14 protein-coding genes are annotated in these 14063 nt (G+C 74.5%); 8 read left to right on the forward strand and 6 right to left on the reverse strand.

What is annotated here, in order from left to right; translation table 11 throughout:
• Positions 1–178: 178 nt before the first annotated feature.
• Complete coding sequence (locus PV789_RS09535) at positions 179–946, forward strand: enoyl-CoA hydratase/isomerase family protein (protein WP_274977071.1); 768 nt, start codon at positions 179–181, stop codon at positions 944–946.
• A gap of 197 nt (positions 947–1143) precedes the next feature.
• Entirely contained in the window at positions 1144–2847 is a 1704-nt protein-coding gene (locus tag PV789_RS09540) for a RelA/SpoT family protein (RefSeq protein WP_274977072.1), read from the forward strand.
• Positions 2848–3118: 271 nt separating this feature from the next.
• On the opposite strand, the gene PV789_RS09545 is transcribed toward PV789_RS09540, so the two are convergent.
• Positions 3119–4240 carry an NADH:flavin oxidoreductase/NADH oxidase gene (locus tag PV789_RS09545; RefSeq protein ID WP_274977073.1) on the reverse strand — a complete coding sequence of 374 codons (1122 nt, stop codon included), beginning with the start codon at positions 4238–4240 and terminating at the stop codon, positions 3119–3121.
• 189 nt (positions 4241–4429) lie between these two features.
• On the opposite strand from PV789_RS09545, the gene PV789_RS09550 reads away from it, so the two are divergent.
• Positions 4430–4855, forward strand: coding sequence for an ArsR/SmtB family transcription factor (locus PV789_RS09550; RefSeq protein ID WP_274977074.1), 426 nt, complete (start codon positions 4430–4432; stop codon positions 4853–4855).
• A 343-nt stretch (positions 4856–5198) separates the two neighbouring features.
• Here PV789_RS09550 and PV789_RS09555 read toward each other — a convergent pair whose 3' ends face one another.
• Positions 5199–6557, reverse strand: a complete 1359-nt coding sequence (locus PV789_RS09555; protein WP_274977075.1) for a DUF418 domain-containing protein — start codon at positions 6555–6557, stop codon at positions 5199–5201.
• Positions 6558–6868: 311 nt separating this feature from the next.
• Between PV789_RS09555 and PV789_RS09560 the strand changes: the two genes are divergently transcribed.
• Entirely contained in the window at positions 6869–7060 is a 192-nt protein-coding gene (locus PV789_RS09560) for a DUF2795 domain-containing protein (protein ID WP_274977076.1), read from the forward strand.
• Positions 7061–7122: 62 nt separating this feature from the next.
• Here the strand turns inward: PV789_RS09560 and PV789_RS09565 are convergent, their stop codons facing one another.
• Complete coding sequence (locus PV789_RS09565) at positions 7123–7878, reverse strand: ZIP family metal transporter (RefSeq protein ID WP_274977077.1); 756 nt, start codon at positions 7876–7878, stop codon at positions 7123–7125.
• Positions 7879–8177: 299 nt separating this feature from the next.
• Here PV789_RS09565 and PV789_RS09570 point away from each other — a divergent pair, with 299 nt between their 5' ends.
• Positions 8178–9668, forward strand: coding sequence for an MFS transporter (locus PV789_RS09570; RefSeq protein ID WP_274978105.1), 1491 nt, complete (start codon positions 8178–8180; stop codon positions 9666–9668).
• A 15-nt stretch (positions 9669–9683) separates the two neighbouring features.
• Positions 9684–10316, forward strand: coding sequence for a TetR/AcrR family transcriptional regulator (locus PV789_RS09575; RefSeq protein WP_274977078.1), 633 nt, complete (start codon positions 9684–9686; stop codon positions 10314–10316).
• Between the two features lie 315 nt (positions 10317–10631).
• Here the strand turns inward: PV789_RS09575 and PV789_RS09580 are convergent, their stop codons facing one another.
• Complete coding sequence (locus tag PV789_RS09580) at positions 10632–11621, reverse strand: ArsR/SmtB family transcription factor (protein ID WP_274977079.1); 990 nt, start codon at positions 11619–11621, stop codon at positions 10632–10634.
• 80 nt (positions 11622–11701) lie between these two features.
• On the opposite strand from PV789_RS09580, the gene PV789_RS09585 reads away from it, so the two are divergent.
• Positions 11702–11896: a hypothetical protein gene (locus PV789_RS09585; RefSeq protein ID WP_274977080.1), complete on the forward strand. Its 195-nt coding sequence runs from the start codon at positions 11702–11704 to the stop codon at positions 11894–11896.
• Positions 11897–11901: 5 nt separating this feature from the next.
• Positions 11902–12255 carry a cupin domain-containing protein gene (locus PV789_RS09590; protein WP_274977081.1) on the forward strand — a complete coding sequence of 118 codons (354 nt, stop codon included), beginning with the start codon at positions 11902–11904 and terminating at the stop codon, positions 12253–12255.
• A 48-nt stretch (positions 12256–12303) separates the two neighbouring features.
• Here the strand turns inward: PV789_RS09590 and PV789_RS09595 are convergent, their stop codons facing one another.
• Together PV789_RS09595 and PV789_RS09600 are read right to left on the reverse strand one after the other, a co-directional pair.
• Positions 12304–13122 (reverse strand): lipase family protein, encoded by an 819-nt coding sequence (locus PV789_RS09595; RefSeq protein WP_274977082.1) that lies wholly within the window; start codon positions 13120–13122, stop codon positions 12304–12306.
• A gap of 270 nt (positions 13123–13392) precedes the next feature.
• Positions 13393–13932, reverse strand: a complete 540-nt coding sequence (locus tag PV789_RS09600) for a hypothetical protein (protein WP_274977083.1) — start codon at positions 13930–13932, stop codon at positions 13393–13395.
• Positions 13933–14063 lie beyond the last annotated feature (131 nt).

Genomic DNA, 14063 nt, shown 5'->3' on the forward strand with positions numbered 1-14063 from the left:
GTCGGCCCGACGGCTTGCGCCGCACGCCGCGCGCGTGGTGCGGGTGAATCCCAGTGCCCGGTCCGTCCGGTTCCTCTGGCCTCGGCCGCGCGCGTGTTGGGGGGGGCGGTCACCCGCGGGTGGCCTACCCAGCGGTAACATCGTCGCCGGTCACACCGAACGCACGGGAAGGCGTCCGATGAGCGAGGAACTGTCCGTCCGCCTCGACGGCCACGTCGCCGTCCTGGAGATCCACCGGCCGCCCAACAACCACTTCGACCACGCTCTCCTCAAGGAGCTGGCGGACACCGCCGAGGAGCTGGTCGCCACCGGTGACCGCCGCGCCCTCGTGCTGTGCTCGGAGGGCAGGAACTTCTGCGCCGGGGTGGATTTCGCGGCGGGCGGGGTCGGCGACACCCCGGTCCGGACCCTCAGCGCCATCTACGGTGAGGCGCTGCGCCTGTTCGCCCTGCCGGTGCCCGTGATCGCCGCCGTCCAGGGCGCGGCCGTGGGCGGCGGCCTGGGCATGGCCTGCGCGGCGGACTTCCGGGTGGCCGCGCCCTCCACCCGCTTCCACGCCAACTTCGGACTCCTGGGCCTGCACCAGGGCTTCGGGCTGAGCGTGTCCCTGCCCGCGATCGTCGGCCGCCAGAAGGCCGCCGACATGTTCTACACCGCCCGCCGGGTGACCGGCACCGAGGCCCACGCCACCGGCCTGGCCGACCTGCTGGTGGACGAGGCCGCCCTGCGGTCGGCGGCCGTGGACCACGCCCACCGCATCGCCGCCTCCGCCCCGCTGACCGTGCGCTCGATGAAGGCCACGCTCCGCGCCGACCTGCTCGCCGCGCTGCCAGCCGCCCTGGACCGGGAGGTCGTGGAGCAGAACAAGCAGCTGGGCACCAAGGACCACGAGGCCGGGGTCAGCGCCTCCCTCGCCCGGGTCCGGCCCGCCTTCACCGGCGAGTAGCGGGAGCGGTCGCGGCTCCGGCGCTGAGGAGCCGAGGCGGGTCCCCGGCCCCCTGCGGGTGACCGCGGCGGCCCCTGTCCCGCTGGTGAGCAGCGGCGGTCCCGGCCCCGGGCGCGGACTCCGGATTCCCGGCCTCGCGGCGGCTGCCGGTCACTACACTGGTGCGACTCGGATCAGCTTGCGGACAGGGGGTCGGGATGGGCGCACCCGATGTGACGGCGTCCACCCAGTGGTGGCAGGGGCTCAACGCGGCCAAGGCCACCTCCACCCCCGCCGACCGGGTCCGGGCCCTGGTCAGGGAGCACCAGCGCTGGTACCCCAAGGCCGACGTGGCGCTGCTGAGCCGGGCCTACGCCGTGGCCGAGCACCTGCACAAGGAGCAGAGGCGCAAGAGCGGCGAGCCGTTCATCATCCACCCGGTCGCCGTGGCCACCATCCTCGCCGAGATGGGCCTGGACACCGCGACGCTGGTCGCCGCCCTCCTGCACGACACGGTGGAGGACACCCCCTTCAGCCTGGCCCACCTCGCGGCGGAGTTCGGCACCGAGGTCGGCGTCATGGTGGACGGCGTCACCAAGGTGGACCGGTCCATGTACGGCAGCGCGGCGGCGGGGGAGACCTTCCGCAAGATGGTGGTGGCCGCCCGCGACGACCTGCGCGTGCTGCTGATCAAGCTCGCCGACCGGCTCCACAACCTGCGCACCCTCCAGTTCCAGCCCCCGCACAAGCGCGTCAAGATCGCCCAGGGCACCCGGGAGCTCCTCATCCCCCTCGCGGAGCGGCTGGGCGTGTACCGGCTCAAGCGTGACCTGGAGGACCTGTGCTTCGAGTACCTGGAGGGTGAGGACTTCGAGCGGGTCAGCACCCGGGTGGCCCGGGTCCGCGAGAACTCCGCACACGAGGTCGACGCGCTGCGCGTCTCCCTGCGCGACGGCCTGGCCTCCTTCCGCGTCAAGGCGCGGGTGGAGGTGCGCTCCCGCCACCCGTACTCGGTGTTCACCTCCGGAACCGGCCTGACCGGCGACCCCGACCCGCTGGACACCGTCCGGTACGTGGTCGTGGTCAAGGGCGACGAGCGCAACGCCTACCTGGCCCTGGGCGCGGTCCACGGCAGGTGGAAGCCCTACCCGGCCAAGTTCCGCGACTTCATCGCCACCCCCCGGTACAACCTGTACCGGGCGCTGCACACGACCGTCCTCACCGAGTCGGGCCGCCGCGTGCAGATCATCATCTGCGACTCCCACGCCCAGCAGGTCTCCGAGTACGGCATCATCGCCGACATCCGCCAGGCCACCGGCAGGGACGGCCGCCTGACCACCGAGCGCACCACCGACCCGGAGTGGCTGACCCGGCTGCTCGGGTGGCAGGAGCAGGCCTCGGCCGAGGAACTCCTGGAGGGCGTGCGCACGGATCTGGCCGACAGCATCACCGTGCTCACCGGGCAGGGCCAGGTCCTCACCCTCCCCGAAGGGGCCACGCCGGTCGACGTGGCCTACGCGCTCGGCGCCGACACCGGCGACCGCTACTCGGCGGCGGCCATCGACGGCCGCCTGGTCAGCCCCGCGACCCGGGTCCGCGAGGGGGACACGGTGCACATCATCACCAAGTCCGTGCCCGCCCCCGACCGGGGGTGGCTGGAGTCGGTCAGGACCGGCAGGGCGCGGGTCGCGATCGCCGCCTGGCACCGCACGCGCGCCCACGAGCAGGCGGAGCACACCGGCCGGGAGCGGATGATCGCCCTGGTGGGGGCGGACCGGCTCATCGAGGCCGAGTCGTCGGGGGCGATGACCGGGGTGGCGCGCCGTTCGGGGTACCCGTCCCTGGAGGAGCTGTACGTGGCCCTGGGATACGAGCAGGTCAGCTCCGAGGACGTGGCCGCCCTCCTTCCGGCGTCGGCCTGACGGCGGCCCGGGGAGTGCCCGGGCCCTGACCGCCGAGGGCGGCGTCCGTGACAGGCGCCGCCCACGACAGCGTTTTCCGCGGCCGGGAGCGCAGAAGAACCTCGGCCGCGAACATCTCGACGGCGGGCGCGTACCCGCGGCCGGGAGCGCTGGGGAAGTCCGCTCCCGGCACCGGTCCCGCCGAAGGCCCCCGGCGGGCTCCGGCGGGTTCAGGGGCGGCGGACCCGGAGCCGTGTGGTCTCCGGGCCCGCGGGGCTCCGCTCCGCCCGGTTCAGGCTCCGCTGGCGGCGCGCGGGTGGCCGACCGCGTAGCCGTACTGCTCGGGCCAGCGCGACTCCGCGCCCAGCTCCTGCGCGGCGCGGTGGGCCCAGTAGGGCTCGCGCAGCAGCTGCCGCGCCAGGAACACCGCGTCGGCGCGGCCCGAGGCGACGATTTCCTCGGCCTGGGCGGGTTCGGTGATCGCCCCGACCGCGCCGGTGGGCAGACCGGTGGCGCCGCGCACCTGCTCGGCGAAGGGCACCTGGTAGTTCGGGCCCACGGGGATGCGGGCGTCGGCGACCAGGCCGCCGGTGGACACGTCGAGCAGGTCCACGCCCCGGGCCTGGAGCTCCTTGGCGAGCAGGACGGTGTCCTCGCCCGTCCATCCCTCGCGCTCGTCGGTCCCGTCCTCCGACAGCCAGTCGGTGGCCGAGGTGCGGAAGAACACCGGCAGGTGCTCGGGCCACACCTCGCGCACGGCCTCGACGACCTCCAGCGCGAAGCGCATCCGGTTCTCGGGGCTGCCGCCGTACTCGTCGGTGCGGTGGTTGGTGACGGGCGACAGGAAGGAGTGCAGCAGGTAACCGTGCGCGCCGTGCACCTCGACCACCTGGAAACCGGCGGCCAGCGCTCGCTCGGCCGAGGCCGCGAAGTCGCGGACCAGCTGCCGGATCCCGTCGGCGGTCAGCTCGGTCGGCGCGGCGTAGCCGGGGAAGGCCTCGGTGCCGGGGCCCACCGTCGGCCAGCCGCCCTCGGACTCGGGGACGGACTGCCCGCCCAGCCAGGGCTTGTCCGTCGAGGCCTTGCGCCCGGCGTGCGCGAGCTGGATGGCCGGGACCGCGCCGTGGGCGCTGATCGCGGCGGTCACGCGCGAGAAGGCCTCCTGCTGGCGGCTGTTCCACAGGCCGAGGTCCCAGGGGCTGATCCGCCCGTCGGGCCGCACGCCCGTGGCCTCGACCATGACCAGACCGGTTCCGCCCGCGGCCCGGTCGACCAGGTGCGCGAGGTGGAAGTCGGTCGGTGCACCGGTGTCGGGCCCCTCGGAGGCGGCCGAGTACATGCACATCGGGGACATCCACACGCGGTTGGGGATCTCCAGCGACCTCAGCTTCAAGGGGGTGAACAGCGTGCTCAAGGGGTGTCCTTCCGTCTGCGGGCAGGTGGTCGGCTTCCATCGGGGAGCGGGTCCGGCGTACGGCGGCCGGGCTCTAATACGATGGGTGTCGTACTACGGTAAGCAACGTACTACGAGGATTGTCAAACTACGACCGTCCTCGTACTTTGTGGTGGAAGTCGCACGGCGCACGGCAGCGGAGGTCATGGCATGCCCGGCAGGGAACGAAGGACCGGAGGCGGTCGCCGACTGGAGCATCCGCCCGCCGAGGAGATCCGGGTGGAGACGGTCATGCACGCCCTGGCCGACCCCGTGCGCCTGCGCATCGTGCGCGAACTGGCCCGGGGCCACGACGACATGGCCTGCATCGCCTTCGAACTGCCGGTGAGCAAGTCCACCTCCACCCACCACTTCCGCGTGCTGCGCGAGGCGGGCGTCATCCGCCAGTACTACGAGGGCACCTCGCGCATGAGCTGCCTGCGCAAGGAGGACCTCGGCGTGCGCATGCCCGGTCTCCTGGAGGCGGTCCTGCGGGCCGCGCACATCGCCGAGGGCGACGCCGCCGCGAGCGGGCCCGCCGAGGGAGGCCCCGACGGGGCCGCCGCCGAGGCGAGCCCCTCCGGCCCGGTGTCCTGAGCGGAAGGGGCCGGGCGGGCGGCCACGGTCGGCAGGTTACGGGCCCGCCGCGCCGCCTCCGATCACCACGACGTCCCACGCCTCACCGGATGCCCGCACCAACTCGTTCTCGTCCATGCCCCTACGATGCGGTCTCGGTGCCGTGCTGCCGAAGTCCTTTGCCGGTCCGGCAAAAAGCGGGCGGACCCGAGGGCCCCGGGCCCGCCTCCGGAAGCCGCGCGGTCACCCGGTCGGCGCGGCCGTCCCCGGGCTGTCGACCGGCTCGGCGGAGCCGACGGCGACGCGGCACCGGCCCGCGCGGACCCGGCCGGGTGCGGCTGCGACCCTGACCGGGCAGGCGCGTCTACCGCCGCTCCGGGCGGGTCCGGCGGTAGACGAGCCGACGGAGCAGGAACTCGGCCGGGCCGGGGCGGCCGGTGCGCTCCAGGGCGTAGGCCGCCACGACCGTGACCAGCCACACGGCCAGCGCGAACGCCGCCATGGACGCGCTGTTGAGGTGGGCGCCCAGACCCAGCCCCCAGGCGGCGAGCAGCGGCGAGAAGAGCAGCGAGTGGGCCATGTAGCCCGACATGGAGCGCTTGCCCAGCGCCGCGACCGCGGTCACCGCCCGGCCCGTGCCCGTCCGGCCGACGCCGCCCCGCCGCGACAGCCGGTGCGCGGCCAGCGCGAACAGCGCGACGTAGCCCAGCCCGCAGGCGAGCCCCGTGGCGTCCTGGACCGCGGGCAGCGGCCCGCCGTCCCCGATCGCGCCCGGGGCGGCCTCCACCAGCCCCGCGTGGACCAGCGCCGACGGCAGCCCGCCCAGCCAGCCGACCGGTATCCCCACCGCCGCGGTCCAGCCCAGCAGCCGCAGGTGGCGGTGCGGCTCCTCCAGGACGCGCCGCCGCGCCGCCCAGAAGCCCAGCAGGATCATGGTGAACCCGCCGAAGGACAGCAGGCCGCCCGCCAGGGTGACGAACGCCCAGGTGACCAGCCGTGTGCCCGCCGCCGCCAGCGGGTCCTCCTCCTGGGCCGCGTAGGCGAGGTAGGACGGCTCGGCCCCCGCGCCGCCGACACCCTCCAGGCCGTGCGCCGCCAGGCTCCACGCCCCCTGGACGGCGGGCACCGCGATGAGCACGGCGAACACCGCGGCCCCCGTCAGCAGCGCCCGGTCCCCGCGCCGGACGAACAGCCACACCAGCAGCAGGCTCGCCACCCCGTAGGAGCCGATGATGTCGCCCGCCATGAGCAGGGCGGCGTGCGCGAACCCGAACACGACCAGCCACAGGCTGCGCCGCCGCAGCAGGGCCACGGCCGTGCGTTCGGAGGTCCCGTGCGCCCTCTGCCGCAGGAACAGCTGCATCATCCCGTAGCCGAACAGGAAGGCGAACAGGGGATAGGCGCGCAGGTCCAGACCGACGATCATGGCGAACCGGACCGCCCGGTCCGGCCACGAGCCGTCCACCGGGTGCCAGCCGGAGGGGCCGTGCTGGGCCGCCCACAGGTGGAACGCGGTGTTGGACAGCACGATGAGCAGCAGCATCATCCCGCGCGCCAGGTCCGGGGCCAGCGCGCGCTCACCCGGCAGGACGCCGCCGCGCGGGACGCGTTCCGCGCCGCCGGGGCCGTCGGGGCCGCCGGGGCCGTCCTCCTTCCGCCTCCGGTCCTGTGCCGCGCCCCCGGCGCCGCCGTGTTCCTCTTCCTCGTCCGTGGGTCCGCGCATACCGCGACCCTAGGAACCGGGCCCGGTCCGCCGCCTCGGCCGATCGTCCCGGTTCCGCCGCCGTTCGGCCGCTTTCCGGGGCCGGGAGTCGGAGGCGGCCGCCTCCCGGCCCCGACCTCCGGCCACCGCTCTCTTGCGCCGGACACACCCGTGCCGGAGCCGCCCGGCCCTCCTTCCCGGCCCTTCGGCTCCGGGGTCCGGGCGCGGGCGCGGGGACGCCTCCTCTTTGCCCGCCGGTGGTATTTCCGCGCGCGCCGTCCGGGTAGCCGACGGGAGTCCGTCGCACCAGCACGCGAGACCGGGAGGAACCCATGGCCGACCTCAACCCCATCGAACTGCAGAAGGCGCTCAAGGGAGCCGAGTACCCCGCCAGCCGCGACGACCTGGTGTCGCTGGCCAAGGGCAACGGCGCGGGCGACGACCTGGTCCGGAAGCTCTCCGACGCCGGTACGAGCCGGTTCGACGGCCCCGACGACGTGCAGAAGGCCCTCTTCGGCAAGTAGCGGCACCGCCGACCGGGGCCGCCGGGGAGCCGCCGACCCGCGCGGCCCCCGGCTCCCGCCGCTCAGGCGTGGGAGAGCGCGAAGGAGACCAGGAACCCGCAGACGGTGATGACGCCGATGGCCAGGTGGGTGTCCTCGAAGGCCTCCGGGATCATCGTGTCGGCGATCATCGCCAGGATCGCCCCCGCCGCCACGGCCGTCACCGTCGCCACCACGAAGGCGGGCAGCCCGCCCACCACGGCGTAGCCCACCATGGCCGAGACCATGCTGGCGGCGGCGATCGCCCCCCACACGCCGAAGACGTAACCCTTGCCGCGGCCCGCCCGCCGCATGCCCGCCGAGCTGGACAGCCCCTCGGGGATGTTGCTGATGAACACCGCCGCCACGGTCACCATGCTGACCGCGCCGCCCTGGGCCAGGCCGACGCCGATGACCGCCGACTCCGGAACGCCGTCCAGCAGCGCCCCCAGCGCCAGGGCGAGGCCCGACCCGGCCTGCTGGCCCTCCGAAGGCTGCTCCTTGGGCTGGCCGGACCGCTTGCGGTGCCGCGCCCCCCGCCTGGCCAGCGCGATGTTGCCCGCGGTGTAGGCGGCCGCGCCCGCGAGGGTGCCGACCACCGCCGGAACCAGTCCGGCCTCCGCGTGCGCCTCGGCGATCAGCTCGAACGAGACCGCCGACAGCAGCACCCCGGCGCCGAAGGCCATCACCGAGGCGATCACCAGGCGCGGAATCCGCAGGGCGTACCCCAGCACCGCGCCCACCAGCAGCGCCGACCCGGCCAGCAGCCCCCAGGCGCCCGCCTCCACCACTCCCGCCATTGCCCGCCCCTCCCGTTTACCGGCGCACCTCCCGGCGGCGCGCCTTCCCCTTACGGGTGGTAGCAGGAGGAGGCGCCGCGGGCGGCACGGCGCGCCGCGGGTCCGGTCGCGCGAGAGGCCCCGCCGGGTGTTTCCGCGCGCGGGGGCGCGCCGCGTCCGAAGGCGCGCCCCCGCACGTCCGTGAACGCCCGCGAGCCGGGGGAGGGCGGCCCGTCCGCGCCGGGGGAGCGGGCGCGAAACTGTACCGGATGTAAGGTAAATTTCGGGCCATGGGCTCACATCAGACGCACGCGACGGCCATGACGGCGACACGCCGGTGGCTGCTGCTGGTGACCGTGGCGGCCGGACTGCTGCTCGTCACCGTGGACAACACGATCCTGTACACCGCCCTGCCGACCCTCACCGCTCAACTGGGGGCGACCGGCGCGCAGAGCCTGTGGATCATCAACGCCTACCCGGTCGTCATGGCCGGTCTGCTGCTGGGCAGCGGCACGCTGGGCGACCGGATCGGCCACGTGCGCATGTTCGTGGTCGGGCTGGTGGTCTTCGGCCTGGCCTCGCTGGTCGCCGCGTTCTCCCCCACGGCCTGGGTCCTCATCGCCTCGCGCGCGCTGCTGGCGGTGGGCGCGGCGGCGATGATGCCCGCCACCCTGGCGCTGATCAGGATCGCCTTCCCCATCGAACGCGAACGCAACATCGCCATCGCGGTCTGGGGCAGCGTCTCGGTGGTCGGCGGCGCGCTGGGGCCGATCGTGGGCGGGGTCCTGCTGGAGTTCTTCTGGTGGGGCTCGGTCTTCCTCCTCAACGTGCCCGTGGTCGTCGCGGCCCTGGTCGCGACCGCGCTGATCGCGCCGCCCAACGTCCCCGACCCCGGCAAGCACTGGGACCTGGTCTCCTCGCTCCAGGCCATGGCCGGACTGGTCGCCTCGGTGCTGGCGATCAAGGAGCTGGCTCACACGCCGCCGCGCTGGCCGCTCTTCGCCGTCGCCGCGGTCGTGGCCGTGGTGGCCTTCGTCCTGTTCACGCGACGCCAGCGCCGCCTGGATGACCCGCTGCTGGACTTCGCGGTCTTCCGCAACCCCGCCTTCACCTCCGGCGTGCTGGCCGCGGCGTTCTCGATGTTCGCCATCGGCGGCATCCAGCTCGTCACCACCCAGCGCTTCCAGCTCGTCGTGGGCTTCACGCCGCTGGAGGCCGGGCTGCTGGTGGCCGCCGTGGCGGCGGGTTCGCTGCCGACCGCGCTGCTGGGCGGCGCGTTCCTGCACCGGACCGGCCTGCTGCCCCTGATCGCGGGAGGGCTCGCCGCGGGCGTGGCGGGTGTGGTCGTCTCGATCCTGGGCTTCCAGACGGGCATCGGCTGGCTCGTCGCGGGGCTGTTGCTGACCGGCGCCGGGCTGGGCGCGGCGATGTCGGTGGCCTCCACGGCGATCATCGGCAACGCGCCCGCCAGCCGCGCCGGGATGGCCTCCTCGGTGGAGGAGGTCTCCTACGAGTTCGGCAACCTGACCGCGGTGGCGCTGATGGGCAGCCTGGTCACCTTCGTCTACGCGGCCGCCGTCCAGCTGCCGCAGGGCGCCCCGGCCGCCGCCGGGAGGAGCCTGGCCGACGCCCTGGCCTCGGCCGGGGGAGACGGCGCGGTCGTCGCCGCGGCCCACGACGCCTTCGACACCGGTTACCTCGTGGTCATGGTCGTGGTCGCGGCGGTCCTGGCGTGCGGCGCGGCCCTCACCTGGCGGCTGCTGCGCCACCATGGTCCCGGCACGTCCTCGTCGGCGTACGCGGACCACTGACCCCCGGGGGAGAGCATGCGCAAGAGCAACCGGACACAGATCCTGGACGCGGCCTTCCGCGTCGTCCAGCGCGACGGCGTCACGGCCCTGACCTACGAGTCGGTGGCGGCCGAGACGGGTCTGACCAAGGGAGGGCTGCTCTACCACTTCCCCTCGCGCGAGGCCCTGCTCCAGGCCCTGCACGAACACCTGGCCCAGGGGTGGGACGACCACCTGGTGGAGGCCGCCGGCAGGAGCGCGGACCGGGCCACGTCCCGCGAGCGCCTGGCGGCCTACGCCCGGGTGGCCGCGCACAGCTCCACCCGCGCCGAGCTGCTGCTCCTGCTGGAGACCGCGAACGAACCGGCCACCCGCGCCCCCTGGGACGAGGTGATGGGGCGCTGGACACCCGAACCGTCCGCCGGGCCGCTGTCACCGGAGGAGATGGAGCTGTTCGTGCTGCGCCTGGCCGCGGACGGCCTGTGGCTGTACGAGTCTCTGTCCAGCGGCACGCTCGCGCCCCCGACGCGCCGCCAGGTCGCCGAGCACCTGGCCCGCGCCATCGCGCCCGAGCGGGACCGGGACGCGGAGCCGGACCGGGACGCGCCGGTTCCCGGTCCGGACGCTTCGCACGCCCCGGACGCGGACCCGGACACCGGGGCCCGCTGACCGGGGGCCGGGGCCTCCCCGGCCGGGTTGCTGTTCCCATCGGCCACTCGTCCCGCGGCTTCCGGGCGGACGTTCCCACCGGCTGCCGTCGCCCGGCGGCTTCGGGGTGTGCGTTCCCACCGGCCCCACTCGCCTCGCGACCTCCGGGCGTGCGCCCCGCACTCCTGGGAGTGCGCTCCACGGCTTTCGGGCGGACGTTTCCACCGGCTGCCGTCGCCCGGAGGCTTCGGGGTGTGCGTTCCCACCGGCCCCACTCGCCCCGCGACCTCCGGGCGTGCGCTCCGTACCGGGGAGCGCACGTCGGTCCGCCGACCCTCAGGCCCCTCCGGTCACCAGGGCCTCGCCCAGCGGCGTGCGCGCGTGCATCACCCGCGTGCCCTCCCGGCGGCCCTCCACCAGCCCCGACCGCCGCAGGATCGACAGGTGGTGCGAGGCCGTGGAGACCGCCATCGCGCAGTCCCCGGCCACCTCCGACGTGGACCGGGGCCCGTCCAGGGTCAGCAGGACGCGGGCGCGCCCCGACCCGAGCAGTTCCTCCAGCGCCTCCGCCGCGGCCGTGCCCTCACGCGTCCACGCCGCCGACAGCCCGTGCACCGGGTAGAACAGCGTCGGCTGCACGGGCGGCTCGGTGAGCACCGAGCAGTGCGGCGCGCTCATCACGGAGGGCGTGAGCACCACGCCGCTGCCCTCGCAGGCCACGTCCTCGTCGTGCCTGCGCATCCCGACCTCGATCGCGTCCCGGTGCCAGCCCACCGACTCGTGCAGCGTGCCCACCATCGCCGCCACGCCCCCCGCGCCCATGCGCCGCACCCGCAGGTCGATGTCCGCGCCCAGCAGGCGCCGGATCTGCGGCCAGTGCGGGGCCAGCGCGGCCTCCCAGACCGCCGTCCAGGCGTCCGAGACCAGCGCGCGGGTGCGCTCGGGGTGGGCGAACATGTCCGCCACCAGGGCGTGGCGGCGCCCACGCGAGCGCGCGAGCACCTTGGTCAGGTCGGCCCGGACGGCTTCGGGCGGCACGCGCCGCAGGCGCTCGGCCTCCTCCTCGGGGGTCATGTCCCAGGACGGGGCCGCCGTGAGGAAGTCGGGGAAGTAGCCCTCGTGGCCGATCACCGTGGCCAGGTACTCGAACGGCCGCCTCGGCAGCGACCCCCGCACCGCGCGCAGCCAGCCCCACTGGAGCGGGTGGCCCGAGGGGTCGAGCAGGACCCGGACCGCGTGGCACAGCTCGTGGCCCGGTGAGACGCCGAACCGGATCGCCGAGACGTCGGCCGCCCCGATCCGGAAGCGGACCCTGTTTCGACGCACATCGAAAGTGTAGAGCGCGGCGCGCCCGCCCGGCCATGGTGGAGCCACACCGAGACGGGCACACCCGAAGGGACACCGCGATGAGGTTCGCACCGCTCCACCACCACGATCCGGCCGCCGCCTCCCCGGGCGGCGGGGCCGGGGGCTCGCCCGCCCCGGGCCCGACGCCGACCGGGTACCGCGTCACCGGCGCGGCGGCCGGTCGGGCCGCGCGCGTGCCCGCGGAGGCCCGCGGGTCCGCCGAGGTCCGCCGCGTGACCGGGTTCGGGGAGTGAGCGCCGTGGAGAGCACGACACACGACCGCGTGGTCCCCGCCGACGAACTCCGGATGGGCGACTCGCGCACGCTGCGCTTCGAGGGCCGCCCCCACGGCTCGGGGATCTCGTTCTTCCTCGTGGACAACGACCCCGGACAGGGGCCCGGCCTGCACCGCCACCCCTACACCGAGACGTGGACCGTCCTGGAGGGCGAGGCCGCGTTCGCCGTCGGCGAACGCAGGCTCACCGCCACGGCGGGCGACACCCTGGTCGTCCAACCCGGGGTGTGGCACGGCTTCACCAACACCGGCACGGGACGGCTGCGCGTGATGTGCGTGCACGCCTGCGACACCATGATCCAGGAGTGGAAGGACTGACTCCCGGCCGGACGACAAGCGCCGCCGGACCCCGGGACCGGCGGCGCCTCAGCGCGCGGCGGCGTCGAGCCGCTCGACGTAGGCGTCCATGGCGTGGTCGCGCACGCAGTCGGCTCCGGGGGAGAACAGGTCGGCGGTGTGCCCCCGGAAGGAGTCGGCAAGCCCGTCCAGCAGCGGCATCCGCCCCTCTCGCAGGCGACCCCGCGCGTCGATGTAGCGCATCTCGGAGACGTGGCGGTACAGGGGCTCGGGCGGCACCTGGGCGACGATGTCGTTGTTGTTGACGAAGCGGAACATCCGGCCCCGGAACGCCTCGTCGTAGGCCCCGGCCAGGGCGGCGTCGCAGGTGCGCGGCTGGCCGAAGGTGTAGACGCCGTCGGCCAGGACCCCGTCGGAGAAGTACAGGCGCGCCGCGGCCAGCATGGCCAGCGCGCCGCCCAGGCTGTGGCCGGTGAACCACACCGACTGGCCGTTGCCGCGCATCTCGCCCACGGCCGCGTGGATCGCGGGGTAGACCGCCTCCAGCGCCTGGTTGAACCCCCAGTGCACCATCCCCCGGTTCGCCTGCCCGGGGACCAGCGGGGCGTTGGCGTCGGAGAGCCAGTCGCGGATCTCGGCGGGCTCGGTGCCGCGGAAGGCGGTGATGATCATGTCGTCGCTGGCCATGGTGTAGGCCTGGGTGTCCTCCAGCGGGAAGGGCGCACGAAAGGCCACCTGGAAGCACTCCACGCGGTCGAACCCCCACGCGGCCGCCTGGTCCCGGACCCGCGCCTCGTCCTCGTAGGCCAGCCGCGCCGCGTGGGCCAGGCACCGCGCGTGCGGCAGCCGGTAACCGCTGGTCGTGTGGTCGAAGACGATCTCGGTCATGCGCGTTTTCCTCGGCTCGGCAGGGTCCGTCACTGTGCGTAGCAGATCTGTCCCGTGCTCGGGTTCGGCAAACACACCGGGTTGTGGCGCCCCGGGTTTCGGGTCGCCGAAAAGGCCAGCTCAGAGGGGGTGCGGGGTGGCGGGCGGCGACCCGGTCGGGCACCGCTCTCGCCGTCGGCCACGGCGTCATATCCGGCATAAACGGACAAAAGTGAATCTACGCCGTAAAGGAGCGGCTTTCTCCGCAGAACCAACGGCGTGAGGACGAGATCACGAGGGCAGGTAGCCGTCCACCCACCGCTCGAAGGACTCGCCGTGACGGTCCCGCGCGCCCTCCAGCACGGCGTCGACCTCGGATTCCGTGGGCAGGCCGCGTCCGAAGTGCTCCTGGAGCCAGGCGCGGTACCGGGTGCGCCGGGGCCCGTCCTCATCCTGGGGCTCGCCGCGCAGGTAGGGCGGGTAGCCGTGGTCGACGCCGATCTCGGAGTCCGCACCCAGGAGCAGGACCAGGCCGCGGGGGTTCTCGGCCACCACCGCCACGGCGCCCTCGTCGCCGAGGACGACGACGGGCAGGTCGACGGGGTCCTCGCGGTCGTCGCAGCGCCACAGGGCGTAGACGGAGCCGGAGCCGTTGGCCAGGGCGAAGGGGATGAGGCGGGACCGGAACGCCGGGTCCTCCGGCCAGCCGGTCAGCTGTTCCGGGTCGCCGTAGTCGAGCGTCTCGAAGCCGTCCGCGACGAAGTCACCGTCGGCCCGCTCCTCCAGCTCCCTGAGCAGGTTCAGTTCCGGCACGGGCGAGTAGGGGTCCACGTCTCCTCCTGGGCGGTGCGGTGCGGTGCGCGGGCCCGAAGAACGTACCGCGCCGCCACGACACCCGGGGCGGTCCGGCGGCGCGGACCGCCGGGGGAGGGGCACGGAGCCCCTTCCCCGGAGCGGACGCG

The organism is Nocardiopsis camelliae (assembly GCF_028993595.1).
GTDB lineage: Bacteria > Actinomycetota > Actinomycetes > Streptosporangiales > Streptosporangiaceae > Nocardiopsis > Nocardiopsis dassonvillei.

What these genes read in the sequence shown, in the direction of transcription:
- PV789_RS09535 (WP_274977071.1), top strand. Translation starts at nt 179, where the DNA reads ATGAGCGAGGAACTGTCCGTCCGCCTCGACGGCCACGTCGCCGTCCTG.
- PV789_RS09540 (WP_274977072.1), top strand. Translation starts at nt 1,144, where the DNA reads ATGGGCGCACCCGATGTGACGGCGTCCACCCAGTGGTGGCAGGGGCTC.
- PV789_RS09550 (WP_274977074.1), top strand. Translation starts at nt 4,430, where the DNA reads ATGCCCGGCAGGGAACGAAGGACCGGAGGCGGTCGCCGACTGGAGCAT.
- PV789_RS09555 (WP_274977075.1), bottom strand. Translation starts at nt 6,557, where the DNA reads ATGCGCGGACCCACGGACGAGGAAGAGGAACACGGCGGCGCCGGGGGC.
- PV789_RS09560 (WP_274977076.1), top strand. Translation starts at nt 6,869, where the DNA reads ATGGCCGACCTCAACCCCATCGAACTGCAGAAGGCGCTCAAGGGAGCC.
- PV789_RS09565 (WP_274977077.1), bottom strand. Translation starts at nt 7,878, where the DNA reads ATGGCGGGAGTGGTGGAGGCGGGCGCCTGGGGGCTGCTGGCCGGGTCG.
- PV789_RS09570 (WP_274978105.1), top strand. Translation starts at nt 8,178, where the DNA reads ATGACGGCGACACGCCGGTGGCTGCTGCTGGTGACCGTGGCGGCCGGA.
- PV789_RS09575 (WP_274977078.1), top strand. Translation starts at nt 9,684, where the DNA reads ATGCGCAAGAGCAACCGGACACAGATCCTGGACGCGGCCTTCCGCGTC.
- PV789_RS09585 (WP_274977080.1), top strand. Translation starts at nt 11,702, where the DNA reads ATGAGGTTCGCACCGCTCCACCACCACGATCCGGCCGCCGCCTCCCCG.
- PV789_RS09595 (WP_274977082.1), bottom strand. Translation starts at nt 13,122, where the DNA reads ATGACCGAGATCGTCTTCGACCACACGACCAGCGGTTACCGGCTGCCG.